13 protein-coding genes, 1 tRNA gene and 2 pseudogenes are annotated in these 16,576 nt (G+C 58.8%); all 16 read left to right on the forward strand.

Translation table 11 applies throughout. The features are described 5' to 3' along the window. The first annotated feature begins 95 nt into the window (after nucleotides 1-95). The 16 genes and pseudogenes from ychF to DDZ14_RS13530 all read left to right on the forward strand — a co-directional run bounded on the left by ychF (nucleotide 96) and on the right by DDZ14_RS13530 (nucleotide 16,256). Nucleotides 96-1,193, forward strand: a complete 1,098-nt coding sequence (ychF, locus tag DDZ14_RS13460; RefSeq protein WP_109425509.1) for a redox-regulated ATPase YchF — start codon at nucleotides 96-98, stop codon at nucleotides 1,191-1,193. Nucleotides 1,194-1,306: 113 nt separating this feature from the next. Further along, nucleotides 1,307-1,396, forward strand: a tRNA-Ser gene (locus DDZ14_RS13465). Nucleotides 1,397-1,544: 148 nt separating this feature from the next. After that, entirely contained in the window at nucleotides 1,545-2,756 is a 1,212-nt protein-coding gene (locus tag DDZ14_RS13470; protein WP_109425510.1) for a site-specific integrase, read from the forward strand. 103 nt (nucleotides 2,757-2,859) lie between these two features. Then, on the forward strand, nucleotides 2,860-3,681 hold the full coding sequence (locus DDZ14_RS13475; RefSeq protein WP_109425511.1) for a hypothetical protein: 822 nt from the start codon (nucleotides 2,860-2,862) through the stop codon (nucleotides 3,679-3,681). A gap of 88 nt (nucleotides 3,682-3,769) precedes the next feature. Next, the gene (locus DDZ14_RS13480) at nucleotides 3,770-3,979 is read left to right on the forward strand and encodes a helix-turn-helix domain-containing protein (protein ID WP_109425512.1); all 210 of its coding nucleotides are present in this window, start codon (nucleotides 3,770-3,772) and stop codon (nucleotides 3,977-3,979) included. After that, nucleotides 3,979-4,404: a hypothetical protein gene (locus DDZ14_RS13485; protein ID WP_109425513.1), complete on the forward strand. Its 426-nt coding sequence runs from the start codon at nucleotides 3,979-3,981 to the stop codon at nucleotides 4,402-4,404. The genes DDZ14_RS13480 and DDZ14_RS13485 overlap by 1 nt, the downstream gene beginning before the upstream one ends. A gap of 51 nt (nucleotides 4,405-4,455) precedes the next feature. Continuing rightward, complete coding sequence (gene xerC / locus DDZ14_RS13490) at nucleotides 4,456-5,514, forward strand: tyrosine recombinase XerC (RefSeq protein ID WP_109425514.1); 1,059 nt, start codon at nucleotides 4,456-4,458, stop codon at nucleotides 5,512-5,514. 20 nt (nucleotides 5,515-5,534) lie between these two features. Continuing rightward, nucleotides 5,535-7,400, forward strand: a complete 1,866-nt coding sequence (locus tag DDZ14_RS13495; protein WP_109425515.1) for a site-specific DNA-methyltransferase — start codon at nucleotides 5,535-5,537, stop codon at nucleotides 7,398-7,400. Then, on the forward strand, nucleotides 7,400-10,009 hold the full coding sequence (locus DDZ14_RS13500) for a DEAD/DEAH box helicase (protein ID WP_109425516.1): 2,610 nt from the start codon (nucleotides 7,400-7,402) through the stop codon (nucleotides 10,007-10,009). The genes DDZ14_RS13495 and DDZ14_RS13500 overlap by 1 nt, the downstream gene beginning before the upstream one ends. A gap of 353 nt (nucleotides 10,010-10,362) precedes the next feature. Beyond that, nucleotides 10,363-11,118 carry a DUF5131 family protein gene (locus DDZ14_RS13505; protein WP_109425517.1) on the forward strand — a complete coding sequence of 252 codons (756 nt, stop codon included), beginning with the start codon at nucleotides 10,363-10,365 and terminating at the stop codon, nucleotides 11,116-11,118. Further along, nucleotides 11,115-11,996, forward strand: coding sequence for a three-Cys-motif partner protein TcmP (gene tcmP, locus DDZ14_RS13510; protein WP_158275527.1), 882 nt, complete (start codon nucleotides 11,115-11,117; stop codon nucleotides 11,994-11,996). The genes DDZ14_RS13505 and tcmP overlap by 4 nt, the downstream gene beginning before the upstream one ends. A 1,029-nt stretch (nucleotides 11,997-13,025) precedes the next feature. After that, nucleotides 13,026-13,484 (forward strand): annotated as a pseudogene (locus DDZ14_RS13515) (transposase); the annotation flags it as partial. Between the two features lie 98 nt (nucleotides 13,485-13,582). Further along, a complete protein-coding gene (locus tag DDZ14_RS19410) occupies nucleotides 13,583-14,059 on the forward strand; it encodes a hypothetical protein (protein WP_146193143.1) in 477 nt (158 codons plus the stop codon). 188 nt (nucleotides 14,060-14,247) lie between these two features. Then, a pseudogene (locus tag DDZ14_RS13520) lies at nucleotides 14,248-14,954 on the forward strand (IS6 family transposase). Between the two features lie 103 nt (nucleotides 14,955-15,057). Then, nucleotides 15,058-15,483 carry a hypothetical protein gene (locus DDZ14_RS19415; protein WP_146193144.1) on the forward strand — a complete coding sequence of 142 codons (426 nt, stop codon included), beginning with the start codon at nucleotides 15,058-15,060 and terminating at the stop codon, nucleotides 15,481-15,483. A gap of 68 nt (nucleotides 15,484-15,551) precedes the next feature. Next, complete coding sequence (locus tag DDZ14_RS13530; protein ID WP_109425520.1) at nucleotides 15,552-16,256, forward strand: IS6 family transposase; 705 nt, start codon at nucleotides 15,552-15,554, stop codon at nucleotides 16,254-16,256. Nucleotides 16,257-16,576: the final 320 nt, after the last annotated feature.

Raw genomic sequence — 16,576 nt, forward strand, 5'->3', positions numbered from 1 at the left:
CCGTCCCGCCTGCGCGATTGGCCGCGCCGCTTGCGCCCCGCGGGCGGGTTTCGTAGAAGCGCCCGGACAGGAAACCGACCAGCCGGGGAGCGCGCATGGGGTTCAAGACGGGTATCGTGGGGCTTCCCAATGTGGGCAAGTCCACGCTCTTCAATGCGCTGACGCGTACCGCGGCGGCGCAGGCGGCCAATTTTCCCTTCTGCACCATCGAGCCCAATGTGGGCGAGGTCGCGATGCCGGACACGCGGCTGGAAGTGCTCGCCGAAATCGCGGGCTCCAGGCAGACCCTCCCGACGCGCATGACCTTCGTCGATATCGCGGGGCTGGTAAAAGGCGCCAGCCGGGGTGAGGGTCTGGGCAACCAGTTCCTGGCCAATATCCGCGAATGCGACGCCATAGCCCATGTGCTGCGGTGCTTCGAGGATGACGACGTCACCCATGTGGACGGCCGTGTGGACCCGGTGGAGGATGCTCGCACCATCGAGACCGAGCTCATGCTGGCCGATCTGGAATCGATCGAGAAGCGCCGCGCGGGGCTCGTGCGCAAGCTCAAGGGCAACGACAAGGAGGCGGTGACCCAGGACCGGCTGCTCGCGGCCGCGCAGGAGATGCTGGAGGCTGGCAAGCCCGCCCGCCTGGTCGAGGTGGCGGCCGAGGACGCGCGCGCCTGGAAGCTGCTGCAACTCCTGACCGCCAAGCCCATCCTCTATGTTTGCAACGTGGCCGAGGAGGACGCCGCGACCGGCAACGCGCTTTCCGCCCGCGTGGCCGAGATGGCCGCCTCCGAAGGCGCGGCGCATGTGGTGATCTCCGCGCGCATCGAGGAGGAGATAAGCCAGCTCGACCCCGAGGAAGCCCAGATGTTCCTGGCCGAACTGGGCCTGGAGGAAGCGGGGCTCGACCGGCTGATCCGGGCGGGCTATGCGCTGCTGGGGTTGCAGACCTTCTTCACCGTCGGCCCCAAGGAGGCGCGTGCCTGGACCATTCCCGCCGGCACCACCGCGCCGCGTGCGGCCGGGGTGATCCACGGCGATTTCGAGCGCGGCTTCATCCGCGCGGAGACCATCGCCTATGAGGATTTCGTGGCCCTCGGTGGCGAGCAGGGCGCCAAGGATGCGGGAAAGATGCGGGTCGAAGGCAAGAGCTACGTGGTCTGCGACGGCGACGTGATGCATTTCCTGCACAGCGGCTGACGGGCCGGCGCGCGCCGGCAATCCGCGCCACCCGCACCGGACCCGCGTATTTTTCCCCGGCGGCGCGATTTCGGCCTTGTTTCTCAACAGGCCAATCGGATAGACGGGTCGGCGGAGACGTGGCCGAGTGGTCGAAGGCGCTCCCCTGCTAAGGGAGTAGGCGGGAAACCGTCTCGAGGGTTCGAATCCCTTCGTCTCCGCCACCCTACTTCAAATTTCAATCTCTTGGGATGGCGCCTGATGCGCGCTGGACAATGAAAACAAGGCGTATTGCGCACTTGTGCTTGCATCCGAGTTTTCTTCGATTATCTTCGCTTCATCCCATTCCGTGGTATGAAACGAGGTATTGAAGTGACTTACATCTCCGGCAAATTGACGAAGGCACTGGTCAAGGCCCTCGGGCCGGGGCGGCATGCGGACGGGAACGGACTTTACCTCGTGGTCGATCCTTCGGGCGCGCGGCGGTGGGTGGTACGCGTGACGGTGAAGGGTCAGAAGAACCGGGCAGGCAAGCCGCTGCGGACGGATTTCGGGCTGGGTGGGGCCGACCTGGTCACGCTTCCCGAGGCGCGGGCGCGGGCGCTGGAGTATCGCAGGTTGGCGCGCGCGGGGCTGCATCCCAAGTATCACGGCGTCAAGGACATCCCCAGTTTTGAGGAAATCGCGCGGCAGGTCCACATTGAACGTGTGCCGACATGGAAGAACGCGAAACATGGGGCGCAATGGATCAACACGCTGGCCGAGTATGCCTTTCCGAAGATCGGCCGATTGCCCGTAGATTCCATCGGTCAGCCCGAAGTTTTGTCTGTCCTCTCGCCGGTCTGGACCGAGAAACATGAAACCGCGCGCCGCTTGTCCCAGCGGATCAAGACCGTGCTCGACGTGGCCCGCTCCAGAGGCTTCCGCGAAGGCGAAAATCCGGTGACGGCAATTCGCGACGGTGGTGTGCTGCCGAAAGTGAAGGCCAAGCCCAAGCACCACAAGGCGATGGACTGGCGCGACGTGCCCGCGTTCTATGCCGATCTGCGCGGGCGCTCGGCAATGGCGGCGAAGGCGCTGATGTTCACCTGCCTTGCAGGTTCGCGCACCGGCGAGGTGCTAGGAATGCGCTGGGCGGAAATCGACGTTGAGCAGCGTCTCTGGACTTGCCCGGCAGAACGGATGAAAGGCGGGGCGGAACACCGCGTACCGTTGACCGATGAAATGTTGGCGATCATCGAGCCATTGCGCGCGATGAAGTCGGAATACGTCTTCGAGGGTCAGAAGCGCCATCGGCCTTTGTCGAACATGGCGATGTTGATGCTTCTGCGGCGGATGAAGGTCGAAGGCGTCACCGTGCATGGGTTTAGATCGACGTTCCGCGACTGGGCGTCAGAAGTCGCCAATGCGCCACGGGAGGTTTCTGAAATGTCCTTGGCGCACCGAATCGGTTCGAAGGTGGAACATGCCTACTCCCGCTCCGACCTACTCGAAAAGCGCCGATCCTTGATGGATCGCTGGTCGCAACATGTGACCGGCGGAAGCGGCGACGTCATAAGTTTGCCAGATCGGAAGAAAATTTAGGCAAGAAGGCCGCGGACTTCCGTGCTTTTTCCCAAGTGCGCCAAATTGAAACAAACCCGGAACAACTCTTGCTGTGCAAAAAGGCCCGTGGCATGGTACCTTCATGCTTAACGCGCTCATGCCTGGCTATCCGGACCCCGAACTTCGGGAACAGCTTCACACCATTGTCGACGAAATGCTCCTGCCCTTCGGCAAGACAAGTCCGCGCCATGGTTTTTCCTTGCTGGCAGGCCCGCAGCCCTTCGATAGCTCCAAGCCCAATATGCACGACACGAAGGCGGAATTCTCTCGCGAATTGGCGCTTGTCTCAAAGAACTTGAAGCGGATTGACGCCATCGTGGACAGTCTTGTCGGAGACGAGTCGGATGCTGAAATGGCTGCGGCGGCGAAGAGGTTGACGGCCGTGATCGACGCCAAGATGAAGGTCAACGCGCAGAATCTCTCCGTCGCGAAAACGCGGGATCTGATCCGAAAAAATGTCGCCGATTGTGGAGGTTGCGTAGGAAGCCTGTTCATTCTGCTGGACTTCAGGCAGGCACTAGCTTCGCGTCTCGAAGAGTTGAACGAGCAGCGCGAGCGGTTCTGGTCGATCCGTCACCGTGCGCCGGACTACTACGCGCGAGCCATTGCGAACAGGTTGGCCAAGCTCTATGCCCGAGAAACCGGACAGCGCCCGACTGTGGGCGCGCACCCGGATACGGGACAGCCTTCGACTGGTTTCACCCGCGCATTGCAACAGGTCTTTGCATTGCTGGAAATCTCAAGCGACGTTCGGTCTCCTGCCAAATGGGCTGTCGACAACCTTAAGGACGAAGACCTCGGCGAGCCTCACAACGCCTTGGCCGCGATGTTTGAGGAAGGCAATCAGCCAAAGTCTACTCGGGAGGAAATCGTCGAATTGCTGGCAAAAAGGCCCGAACAATAAGGGCTTCCAGTTCGCGGCCATCGCGCTTTTTACAGATTTGATCGAGAATGCTTGAAAGGTCTCACGTCAACATGATGGAGACCAAGAAATGGCGAACCTTTTCGAGCAGAACCGCAGTTATGTGCTTGGCGATCCCGAACTCGATATCATCGGCGACCGCGCAAAGCTCGCGCAATGGCGTCACAAAGGCATTGGTCCTGCATATTATCGGCTGGGCCGCAAGATCATCTATCTTGGTTCGGACCTCAACGCCTGGGCGGAAGCCAACCGCGTCGAGCCTGGACAGGAGGCAGACTGATGGCGCGGCGGGCGGATGTTCGCCGCGTGAAGCTACATCGCAGCTACACATTGGAGCAGTTGGCAGACTTGTCGGGCGTCACCATCGGCACGGTCAGGCGCTGGTGCAAGGCGGGACTGCCGTGCCTTACGGACGCGCGACCCTTTCTTGTAGAAGGCCGCAAGTTCAAGCTTTTCCATGCTGAGAAACTGGCCGTAGCGAAGACGAAGCTTCAGCCTTTCGAGGTCTATTGCCTGGGCTGCAAGAAACCCCGCGTGCCACAGCCCGGATTGGTTGACTTTGAACCAATGGGCGCGACGCGGGCGCGGATCATGGCCATTTGCCCGGCCTGCACACGCATGACGCGGCGCATCATCCGGCGGGACGACTTGCGGAAATGGGCGGTGAAGTTTGGTTTCGCCATCAACACGCGGGAAGACGCCTAAGCGAACCCCGCCCGTTCAACTTGAATGATCACATCAGAGGGGGTTTTGAAAATGCCCAGAAACACCACATCGAATGTTCGGATGAAGCACCGGTATCTGGACTATCTCAAGCAGGCTCGTGGCAGGGACGAAAAGACGCTCGACAAGATTGCGGCGGCGCTTTCCGAATTTGAGCAGGCCATCGGCCACAAGGACTTCAAGCAGTTCAATCGCGGTTGGGGTGAACGTTTCAAGATGCACCTCTCGAAGGCGCGCAACCGGCGCACCGGCAAACCTCTCAGCCCGGCAACGGTCGATGCCGCGCTGGCCCACGTCAAGGGCTTCGTCCTGTGGCTCGCCGATCAGTCCGGCTTCAAGTCGCGCGTCACCTATTCGGACGCCGAATACTTCAACAACTCTCGCAAGGGCTCGCGGGTTGCCCATGCGGCGCGCCCAGTTCCCTATCCGTCTATGGAGCAGGCTTTCCATGCCTTTCAGGCCATGCCGCAGGGCAACAAGTTTGAGCGCCGAGACAAGGCGCTCTTTGCTTTCTTCATGCTGACCGGCGCACGCGTCGGGGCCGTCTCGACCTTGCTTCTGAAGCACGTCAATCTCTTCGATGGGCACATCTACCAAGATCCCCGCGACGTGGCCACGAAGAACGCGAAACCCATCGACACATGGCTGCTGCCGGTCGATCCGACTTACCGCGAGTGCTTCGAGCAATGGGTGACCTACCTGCGTGAGGTCGAATTGTTCGGTGACACTGACGCGGTCTTTCCGAAGATCGAAATCGGCTGCGTCGATGGCAGTTTTGTACGGGTCGGGTTTGCGCGAGAAGGCTATGCGAATGGCGGCAAGCTGAACGCCATTATCCGGGTTGCCTTCGCACGCGTGCAACTGCGCGAGTTCACACCGCACGCGTTTCGCAAGACCCTGGCGCGCTATGGCGACAGCATTTGCAGATCGCGCGAGCAGTTCAAGGCGTGGTCGTTGAACCTTGGTCACGAACACATGGCGACCACCATCGACAGCTATATTCCGGTTTCGCGCGAGAGGCAGGGCGAGCTGATCAAGGCATTGGGTCAAGCGCCCTATGGTGCCGGGGCGCAGTCTGTGCCAACTTCCTGAAAAACGCGAAGGTAGGCCGCATGACCGAACTGAATTTCAAGGGCAAGGAATTCGTCTGGAATCACCACCTTGCGGTGCCGTTCCGGCCCTTGGTCATGCAGCCCGACAAGGGCATTGGCGACCCGCGCCTTGACGGCAACCTGATCGTGCAAGGCGACAACCTGCACGCGCTCAAGGCGCTGTTGCCGATGTATGCGGGCAAGGTGGACTGCATCTTCATAGACCCGCCCTACAATACCGGGAACGAAGCCTGGGCCTACAACGATAACGTTAACGCGCCGATGATCCGGGAATGGCTGGAGGCCAACCCCATCGGGATCGAAGACGGGCTGCGCCACGATAAATGGTGCGCGATGATGTGGCCGAGGCTGCGGTTGCTAAACGAACTCCTTTCTGAAAGCGGAAGTCTTTGGATTACTTGTGACGACAACGAGGTTCATAGACTTCGGGCGATGCTGGACGAAGTATTCGGCGTTGATGCATTTTCTGCGATCTTCGTGATTGAAAACAACAGGAAAGGCAGAAACGACAAGGAGAACGTGGCGCTTACCCATGAATACATGATCGTGTATTCGCATGACGAGTTCCTAAGCCGCGGCCTTGAACTTACAGAAGATCAGATCGCTGAATTCAATCAGGTTTCTTCGGATGGGCGTAGGTTCATGCCGCGCGATCTGAGGAAGCGCGGCAGCGAGGATCGCCGTGAAGACCGAGAAAGCATGTTCTTTCCGATTTTCTGGAATCGCGAAACTAACACTCTTTCAATCGAGCGGTTGGCCGACTCCGATGTTGAAGTTCTTCCGAAACGTGGCGACGGGTCAGATGGTCGCTGGCGTTGGGGGAAACGGCGAGTAGCAGACAATATCGGGGATTTGATTGCGCGCGAAAGCGAGCGCGGACGGTTTGACGTTGAGTATCGAGTTTATCTGGATGAAGCTGACGACGAGACCGCCGGAACTAGAAAAAAACCAAAATCTGTGTGGTTTGGACCGGAATATTCAACCGATCATGCGACCACTCTCATAAAGAGTATTTTTGGGTCTAACCCACTGAAGCACTCCCCAAAGCCGCTAGAGCATGTCGTTCGGGTTATTCAGCTTGCAGCACATAAAGCTTCGGTAGTTTTGGATTCCTTCGCCGGTTCGGGCACCACGGCCCATGCCGTTCTGGAAGCCAACAAGCGCGATGGCGGAAACCGGCATTTCATTCTGGTGGAGATGGAAGACTATGCTGACCGACTGACCGCCGAACGGGTGCGCCGTGTGATCAATGGCTATGACTTCACCGGCACGCAACGCACAGAGCTTCTGCGCGAAAGGCTGAACTGGTCCAAGTTGCAGCGGGCCGACCGGCTGACCGAACAGGTGGAAAAGATCGAAAACCTGCACGGCCACGAATACGACCGCATCGCCAAGCAGGTGAAGGACAGTGAGTTGATCGTCACCGGCGAAAAGCGGGTGGAGGACCGGGCCGAGGGGCTGGGCGGTGCATTCACCTATTGCACGTTGGGCGAGCCGGTGGAGCTTGACCACATCCTGACCGGTGAAGACCTACCCGACTTCGCGGCGTTGGCGGGCGTGCTGTTCCACATGGCGACCTCGCAACCGCTCGACCCCGCGCAAATGGATGAAGGCCGCGCTTACGTGGGCGAGGCAGGTGGCACCCATGTCTGGCTGATCTACCGCCCCGATCTGGACTGGCTGAAATCGCCCGAGGCGGCGTTGACGCTAACCTTTGCGCGCACCGTGGCCGAAACGCAGCCCGACGCCCGCCACCTTGTCTTTGCCCCCGCGCGCTATGTCTCGCAACGCCTGCTGGATGCCGAAGGCTTACCGGTTGAATTCGCGCCGCTGCCCTTCGCGCTCTACCGGGTGGAGCGCACCTGATGCGCACGCTCGATTATCAGGTGCGGGTGCTGGACACGCTTGATGCGTATCTGGACGAATTGAAGTCGAGAAAGGCCGAAGCTGACGAGATTGACGCACTTCGCGCTGCAAAGCCAAATCTACCCATTCCGGCGATGGATTTCACGGAGACCGCGTGGGCGAATCTGAAAACCGCCGGGCGCTTGCCTGCGTCTCGCGCCAATGTGCCCTTTTCCCCGCGCAAGGACGGCGTGGGCCGGGCGGTGCCGAACGTCACGCTAAAGGTGCCTACGGGCGGCGGCAAGACCTGGCTGGCGGTGAACGGTGTGAGCCGGATCATGGGGCGGTATCTGGCGAAGAACACCGGTTTCGTGCTGTGGATTGTGCCGAACGAGGCGATCTATTCCCAGACTCTGAAGGCGCTGAAGAACCGCCAGCACCCCTATCGGCAGGCGCTTGACCGCGCAGCAGCGGGTCGGGTGAAGGTAATGGAGAAATCCGACCGGTTGGACGCGCGCGACGTGGAAAGCAACCTCTGCGTCATGGTGCTGATGTTGCAGGCGGGGAACCGGCAGAACAAGGAAACGCTGCGCATGTTCCGCGACCGGGGCGACGTGCACGGCTTTTTCGCGCCCGAGGGAGATCAAGCCGCACACGCACGGGAACTGGCGGGGGTGCCGAACCTCGACGGCTATCAGGGCATGTTCCCCGTGGTGAAGGACTCGCTGGGGAACGCGCTGCGGAAAATCCAGCCTGTCGTGGTGATGGACGAGGGGCAAAAGGCCACATCCGAGTTGGCGCATGACACGCTCTACGGCTTCAATCCGATCTTCGTGCTGGAACTGACGGCGACGCCAAAGGATGTGGCGGCAAGGGGCGGCGCGAAACCGCGCCCAGCGCGCTATGCGAACCTTCTGGTGGAGGTGACGGGGCGCGAGTTGCACGCCGAAGACATGATCAAGATGCCTCTGAACCTCGACCCGAGGCAGGGCACAGACTGGCGCGGGACGCTCACGGCGGCGCTGGGCAGGTTGAACACCCTGGACGCCGAAGCGCGCACCTACCGGGCTGACAGGGGCGCTGCGGGCTATATCCGGCCCATCATGCTGGTGCAGGTGGAGCGGACAGGCAGGGATCAGCGCGACGGTCGGCACATACACGCGGATGATGTAAAGGAATGGCTGCTGGCTGCTGGGCTGGATGACGCGGAAGTGGCGATCAAGACCGCCGAACAGAACGACCTGAACCAACCCGAGAACCAAGACCTGTTGTCGCCCACCAACCGGGTGCGTGTGATCGTGACCAAGGCGGCGCTGCAAGAGGGTTGGGATTGCCCTTTCGCCTATGTGCTGTGTTCGCTTGCGGCGGCGTCCAACCGTTCCGCCATGACGCAGCTTGTGGGGCGTATCCTGCGCCAACCCTACGCGCTGAAGACCGGCGTGGCGGCGCTGGACGAATGCTATGTGGTGACGCATCACGCAGCGACCCGCGACGTGGTGGAAGCGATAAAGACCGGGCTGGAACGCGACGGCCTAGCCGATCTGGTTATCGAGGTGCCGCAAGAGGGCGGCACACCCAACCCCGGCACGGCGCGGCGGGTGAAAAGGCGCGCGGCGTTCAATAGCTTGAAAATCTACCTGCCCAAGGTCCTGCGAGTGGAAGGCAGCGAAGTGCGCGACCTCGATTACGAAACCGACATTCTGTCGGCTATCGATTGGCGGGATTTTTCTCCGGCTGATGTGGTGGCCGACATACCGGACAACCCGGCGCAGGTGGCCGCGCAGTTGCAGCGCATTGCCCTGACCGATGCCGGGGAGGACGAATTTTTTCGGGGCGAGGTTGTCGCGGCCGCGGCGGAAACCCTGCGCTTCGATCCGACCTACGCGGTGCGGGTGATCTCCGATCTGGTGCCCAATCCCTTCGTGGCACGGGGTATCGTGGCGGAACTGCTGAAAGGGCTGGAATCGCGGGGCTTCGACGCTGCGAAGCTGGGGGCCGCATCTGGCTTGATTATAGACCGGCTGCGGGTGGCCCTGACCAAGGAACGCGATGCCCGTTCCGAAGCCATGTTCCGCGCGGCGGTGAAGGCCGGTGACATTCAATTCCGGCTGCGGATGGACGGGAACAACTGGCCGATGCCCGACCACGTGCTGACGACCGAACCGTTGAACTCGCCTCACCTAACGGGTGCCGACGGTGGCGCATTGAACCGTAGCCTGTTTTCCCCGGTTTTCCGAAACGAGTTGAACGGCGAAGAACAGAACGTGGCAGTGCACCTCGACGGGGATGGCACGGTGAAATGGTGGCACCGCAACGTAGCAAAGGCCGGATACGGTATGGGCCTGCAAGGCTGGAAGCGCGGGCGCATCTACCCGGACTTCATTTTCGCCACGGGCGGCAAGGCAGGTGCCGGGCGGGTCGTGGTCCTGGAAACCAAGGGGGACCACCTGCAAAACCCCGACACCGACTACAAGCGCGACGTGCTGGACTTCCTGACGCAGAATTTTTCTTGGGATCAGGCGGTACCGGCTGGCCAACTGCAGATTGCAATGACCGGCGAAACGGTAGAGTGCGCTTTGGTGCTGATGGAGGACATATCCAAAAAACTGCCCGACCTCATTCAGCCATGATTGGTGAAGCAGTTCCTAGTGTTCGCCACCTGACATAAGATACCCGATGGAAGCAGGGTATCGGGCATTGGTCCAGCATCCTTGAGCGAATCTGTCAGATGACGGTTAGGAGCCCTTCGCTACGGTTTCCACACGGCGTGGATGCTGCAAGCGCACGCCGCCGCTCGCAGCCCGGAGCGGACATGATACCCGGTCTTGGGCGATCACGGATGCTCATGCAGGACCGGCGGACGGGAGACCTTCGCTGCGGTCTGCGCATACGTCCGCTTTTCTCTCCAAAATCAGCCTACGAATACTTGTTCACTGTTTGTTTGACTTGTTGTAGCATCGCCAGCAAAAAGAGGACGAGCAGGATGGCACAGAAATCGGAAATTGAATGGACCGACGCTACGTGGAATCCCGTGACAGGATGCACCAAGGTCGGTCCCGGCTGCGACCACTGTTACGCTGAACGGTTCGCGGAACGTTGGCGCGGCATCAAAGGACATCCATACGAACAGGGCTTCGATTTGCGCCTCTGGCCGTCACGCCTGCGGCAGCCAGCGCTGTGGAAGAAACCGCGCATGATTTTCGTCAACTCCATGAGCGACCTGTTCCACAAGGACATTCCGCGTGAGTTCATCGACTGCGTATTCGATGCGATGGAGGCTGCAGACTGGCACGTCTATCAGGTGCTAACTAAGCGGTCGTCACTGATGCGCAACTACGTCCGAAGCCGCTACGATGGCAGGCGAGTGCCGACGCATATCTGGCTCGGCGTGTCCGCCGAAGACGCTGCCCACAAAGGGCGGATCGAACACCTGCGGCAGATCAACTCGGATGCACGTTTTATTTCTTTCGAACCACTGCTCGGCCCGATTGGTGAGGTCGACCTGACTGGCATCGCGTGGGCGATTGTCGGCGGCGAAAGCGGACCTGGCGCGCGTCCGATGGAAGCGGCATGGGCGACCGAATTGCGCATCGCCTGCGAGCGATACGACGTGGCTTTCTTCTTCAAACAATGGGGCGGTGCGCGTCCGAAATCCGGCGGTCGCCTGCTCGAAGGCGAAGAATGGAACGGGTTCCCGTGGCAGATCGTGCCGAAGTCGATCATGGCGGAGCTTGCATGAAGAAGGATCACCGCGAAAGCACGGTCGGGCCGTGGGCCGCGGCGAAACTCGACGCTCTGGAAGCCTATCTGAAATTCTACGGAACGGCGCTGAGCAAGCAGTCGTTCACACGAGTCTATATCGACGCCTTTGCGGGTGCCTGCATCACCAAGGTGCGCGGCTCGATCGTGACGGTGGAAGCTTCGCCGTTTTTCAACGAGGCGGAGGACACCGAGGCGCAGGAGGAGTTCATCCTTGGCTCGCCAGTGCGAGCGCTGAATGTGCCGAATGGATTTCACCAGCACTATTTCTTCGATCTCGACGAGACTCGCGCGGAGACGTTGCGCGCTGTCAGCGAAGGAAGGAACGGCGTGACTGTTCAGGTGGGCGATTGCAATCCGCTGATCCGCAACCTCGCGCCGTCGCTCAAGGCGCGCAACATTCGCGGTGTCGCTTTCCTAGACCCCTACGGCGCTCATCTGGAGTGGGCGACCCTTGAGGCGCTGGCAGAAACTGGCACGATGGAGGTGGTGATCAATTTCCCGCTGGCGATGGCGATAAATCGCCTGATCACCCGTTCCGGTGATGTGCCGGAACGTTGGGCCGATCAGTTGACCGCCTGTTTCGGAACAAATGAATGGCGCAACATCGCATATAGTCGCGAAGTCGATCTGTTCGGCAACGAGGTCACGACCAAATACGGCGACGTAGCCGAAAGGTTGCTCGACCTTTACGTCGGTCGGCTCAAAATGCTTTTCCCTTTTGTCGCCAAGCCCCACTTGATCCGCAACACGCGAAACGCACCCCTCTATTACCTGATCTGGGCTGGGCCGAACAAACTCGGATTGAAAGGCGCGGACTACATCCTGCGCCAAGGAGAGAGAGTTCAAATACGCTGAGCGGCAATGGCTCAATGTGGCGGGGCATATATGAAGCGGACAATTTCTATTCGTTCCTTCTACGAACGCTCTGACCCAGTCACGTCAAGGTACGACCTTCTTTGACCCCGACTTTGCAAAGCCCGCTCCCTGCGCATAGCCGCCGCTCTGTTCGACCAAGTCAGCACGTGCGGCGAACGGTAGTTTTCCCGCATAGCCGCCCCTCGGACCTTCGTCCGAGCGACCGATAGCGCACCAGAGGCAGACTGGGAACCATTTGTCAGGTGGCGAGCACTAGATAAGGTCAGATATGGCCGTTTCGCAGCTGCCGGGTGGTAAGAATCGTGGTATCAACTTAGTCGGTTAAGAAAAGTTATATAATTTTCAGTTTACTATCCACATAGTTCGGCGGACTTCGTCTCCGCCACCGACCCCCTACACCTGTCTTCGCGTCATTCAAGGCTACCTAACCTGCGGAAACAGGGCGGTTATTTCGTGGCCAATCCGTGCATTGCTCTATCCAAATGGCGGTCTTCCGAGGTCTTTCGGCGGGTCTTGGGGCGCGGGTCTCCCGGGGTCCGATGGTCGGGTGAGTTTCGGCAGGAACAGGGAATTTTTCCTGATTTCGGCCGAAAACAGGGAAGCGATGGCTGAGAGGTCACTTCGCCGTGCGAACTTTCCACGTCTTGTCAGACCGTTAACGCGTCGGGCTTTGCTTTCCTGTTTTTCTGCAAAACAGGGAACGAGAAGTGCAGAACAGGGATGCGGATTGCGCAATTACAGGGGCCGGGTTTTGCGGAACAGGGTAGAGGCTACGTGATTTGCGGCGGGGGGCGCCGGCGGTCTTGCGGGGCTATCAGCCTGCGGGCGCGCCGAAGCGCCGGACCGGTATTGTCAGAAGAACTTCGTTTGCTAAGCTGACAATGGCTCGTTTGTTGGTCTCGTCGGCGCTCTGAAAGGTGTTTCTCCTTACAGAACAATATTTTGTGCCCTCTCGTCAGTGGGGACCGTGGGGAAGGAAGGCCAGACGCGATTCTTCTGACAGTGCCCGACGAGATCTTCGTGAAGATCAACGGCGAGCGGCACTACCTGTGGCGGGCCGTCGATCACGAAGGTGAGGTCCTGGAAAGCTTCGTCACGAAGACGCGCGACAGGAAGGCCGCATTGAAATTCCTAAGAAAAGCAATGAGGAAACATGGCCGACCCGAGGTGATCGTGACCGATCGGCTCCGGTCTTACGGCGCCGCCTTGAAGGAGATCGGCGCGTCTGATCGGCAGGAAACCGGCCGCTGGATGAATAACCGCGCGGAGAATTCGCACCTGCCGTTTCGACGACGCGAGCGAGCGATGCTCCGGTTCCGGCGGATGCGATGTTTGCAGAAATTCACCGCCGTCCACTCTTCCGTCTACAACCATTTCAACCAGGAACGCAGTCTCTCCAGTCGGGACAATTTCAAGACCAACCGCGCCGCCGCTCTTGCCGAGTGGCGTCAACTCGGCGCGGCATAGGGACAGTCATACTGTCCTTGTGGAGACTGGTTCGAATTGATCTGACACCACCTACCAGAGAGTTTGAGATGAACCGAGTCGAGGATGCATGGAGGGCCGTGAAAAGTGAACTGGAGTTTCTTCATGCGTCAAAATTACCACGATTAATCAGTAAATGTGATGCGCTCTCCTTCTATGACCTCTTGGAGGGGTTTTTTCCGGTGAGCGTTGATGTGTCTAGACACGCAGAGGAAATTCGTGACGAATTGGCGTCTAAAGAGATTGATTTAAAATCACTTTTCAGTGAGAAATCATACTTCCACCTGCTTTCAAATTTTACTGAACGTGATCTTGAGGGTGTGATAATTTTGCTCTCAGATAGAATTGACGCTGAATTGTGCAATAAGTATATGAAGGCAATGAATTACAACTTTACCTCTTCCAGCGACGCTAAATTAATTGAGGCGCTCCGAAAAAATAAATTTGTAGCAGAGGCGGCGGCTAGTCAGATACGAAAAAACCGCGGTAGTTCTGATGGACGCCGCAGTTTTATTCCTAAAGAATACAATACTGTTCTTGAATTTGTGAAAAACTGAGTTGTCGTGATTTGAAATGCCTCTGGCACAACCGGGGCCAGCGTCAAGGTGCGTTACAACTATAGAACGTCTAAAAAGCGGATTTCACAATGCGGTCCATCCGCTTGCGATCAAGCGCTTTGGGCTCCAAGGGGCGGTGTCAAGTTGAGGTGCTTGAACGGGGCAGGGTGGCAGCGTAGCTTTCGACGATGACCAAATCGAACCTTTTCCGTGGCTTCCGCACCAGCCCAGAAGTCATCCGCTTGGCGGTGATGCTATACGTTCGCTTCCCGCTCTCGCTTCGCAATGTCGAAGATCTGCTGCACGAGCGCGGGATCGACGTGAGCCACGAGACGATCCGGTTCTGGTGGCACAGGTTTGGCCCGATTTTCGCCACCGAGATCCGGCGCAGCCGCGCTGAAAGCATGCGTGCAGTCAGTCGCTGGCGCTGGCATCTGGACGAGATGTCGTGCGGGTCAACGGCGAGCGGTGGTATCTCTGGCGCGCTGTCGATCACGAGGGCGAGGTGCTTGAGAGTTTCGCGACAAAGACGCGGGACAAGAAGGCCGCATTGAAATTCTTGAAGAAATCCATGCGGCGGTATGGCCGTCCCGAGGTTATCGTGACGGACAAGTTGCGCTCCTACGGCGCGGCCCTGAAAGAACTCGGCGCTGTGGACCGGCAGGAGACAGGTCGCTGGCTGAACAATCGGGCGGAGAACTCGCATCTGCCGTTCCGAAGGCGGGAGCGGGCGATGCAGCGGTTCAGGCGACTGCGAAGTCTGCAGAAGTTCGCCACCGTCCACGCCTCCGTCACCAACCATTTCAACTCCGATCGGAACCTCACCTCACGCGCCATCTTCAAGAAGAACCGCGCCGCCGCTCTCTCCGAGTGGCGTCAACTCGGCGCAGCATAGAGACAGTTATTCTGTCCTTGTGGAGAGCAGTTCGAATCGTCTGACGGCACCACGATCGATATTCCCGCGGCTGTTGCAGGTTGATTTAGAAGGGAGCTCAAGTTTGAATAGCGCTGCAAATATTAAGTTGATCGAAGAAGTGATTGACAGTAATTATGAAGAAATAATATCGAACTGCTTTGGATTGTGGATAAATTGCCTTTGGATTCGATATGAGGAACTATCTTCGTTCGATGAGTATCGGGAGGCTTTCTTTCTTTTGCTCCGGCGGTTGCTTGATGAAGGGCACGTTCGTTTTATAAAGCCAGATATTGATATATATTTTGTGGCTGGAAAGCCGCCCCCAAACTTGTCGATTGACGACGAAGAAAACCACTGGATTGCGGATACCGATGGTATCTTGGAGCATTTACGTAAGTCTTGGCCGGAATGTGCAAATAATTTTAATGATGAATCCGTAAGTTTGTTTTTCTTCGAGATACCGCCGTTGATTTGGAAGGATGAAAATGGGGTATGGCGTGGGTCGTGATTGAGAAGCAGGGCGTTGTCAAAGGAACTTGGCTTGCGGCGGGGCAGGGTGCTGAGTAGCGTCTCCAGATGACCAAACCCAGCCCCTTCAAGTGGTTCAAGACCAGCCCGGAGATCATCCGTCTGGCGGTGATGCTCTACGTTCGCTTCCCGCTCTCGCTCCGAAATGTCGAGGACCTGCTCCACGAGCGCGGCATCGACGTCAGCCATGAGACGGTCCGCTTTTGGTGGCACAGGTTCGGTCCTATGTTTGCAGTCGAGATCCGGAAACGCCGCATAGAGGGCATGCGATCGAGCCGCTGGCGATGGCATCTCGACGAGATGTTCGTGAAGATCAACGGCGAGAGGCACTACCTGTGGCGGGCCGTCGATCACGAGGGAGAAGTGCTTGAGAGTTTCGTGACGAAGACACGAGACAGGAAGGCCGCATTGAAATTCCTAAGAAAAGCAATGAGGAAGCATGGCCGACCCGAGATCATCGTGACCGATCGGCTCCGGTCTTACGGCGCCGCCTTGAAGGAGATCGGCGCGGCAGACCGGCAGGAAACCGGCCGATGGAAGAATAACAGGGCGGAGAATTCGCACCTGCCGTTCCGAAGACGCGAGCGAGCGATGCTCCGGTTCCGGCGCATGCGAAGTTTGCAGCAATTCGCCGCCGTCCACGCTTCCGTCTACAACCATTTCAACCAGGAACGCAGTCTCTCCAGTCGGGACATTTTCAAGACCAACCGCGCCGCTGCTCTTGCCGAGTGGCGTCAACTCGGCGCAGCATAGGGACAGTCATGCTGTCCTTGTGGAGACCAATTCGAATCCGTCTGACAGCACCATCATGACTATTCACTCGCCATGCACCTATACGATCGATCCCAACCACCTGAGGAACCAAACTCTGCAAACGTGCTCGATTTCGCACGGCGTGGAAAATGTGCAAGCTACTACTACCGCACGGGTTCCTAACAGGTGCAATTGATCTTCCCCCACTAAAGTGGTCCGCCGTAATGTTTAGGAAAACGGAGGACCGGAATGGCTACGAAGCGGCACAAGCCTGAGGAGATTGTCACGAAACTGAGGCAGGTTGAGGTGCTTGTCGGGCA

The organism is Maritimibacter sp. 55A14 (genome assembly GCF_003122205.1).
Lineage (GTDB): Bacteria > Pseudomonadota > Alphaproteobacteria > Rhodobacterales > Rhodobacteraceae > QEYE01.

Coding starts and splice junctions, on each gene's coding strand:
- ychF (WP_109425509.1), top strand. CDS start 96: ATGGGGTTCAAGACGGGTATCGTGGGGCTTCCCAATGTGGGCAAGTCC.
- DDZ14_RS13485 (WP_109425513.1), top strand. CDS start 3,979: ATGGCGCGGCGGGCGGATGTTCGCCGCGTGAAGCTACATCGCAGCTAC.
- xerC (WP_109425514.1), top strand. CDS start 4,456: ATGCCCAGAAACACCACATCGAATGTTCGGATGAAGCACCGGTATCTG.
- tcmP (WP_158275527.1), top strand. CDS start 11,115: ATGAAGAAGGATCACCGCGAAAGCACGGTCGGGCCGTGGGCCGCGGCG.
- DDZ14_RS13495 (WP_109425515.1), top strand. CDS start 5,535: ATGACCGAACTGAATTTCAAGGGCAAGGAATTCGTCTGGAATCACCAC.
- DDZ14_RS13475 (WP_109425511.1), top strand. CDS start 2,860: ATGCTTAACGCGCTCATGCCTGGCTATCCGGACCCCGAACTTCGGGAA.
- DDZ14_RS13505 (WP_109425517.1), top strand. CDS start 10,363: ATGGCACAGAAATCGGAAATTGAATGGACCGACGCTACGTGGAATCCC.
- DDZ14_RS13500 (WP_109425516.1), top strand. CDS start 7,400: ATGCGCACGCTCGATTATCAGGTGCGGGTGCTGGACACGCTTGATGCG.
- DDZ14_RS13480 (WP_109425512.1), top strand. CDS start 3,770: ATGGCGAACCTTTTCGAGCAGAACCGCAGTTATGTGCTTGGCGATCCC.
- DDZ14_RS13530 (WP_109425520.1), top strand. CDS start 15,552: ATGACCAAACCCAGCCCCTTCAAGTGGTTCAAGACCAGCCCGGAGATC.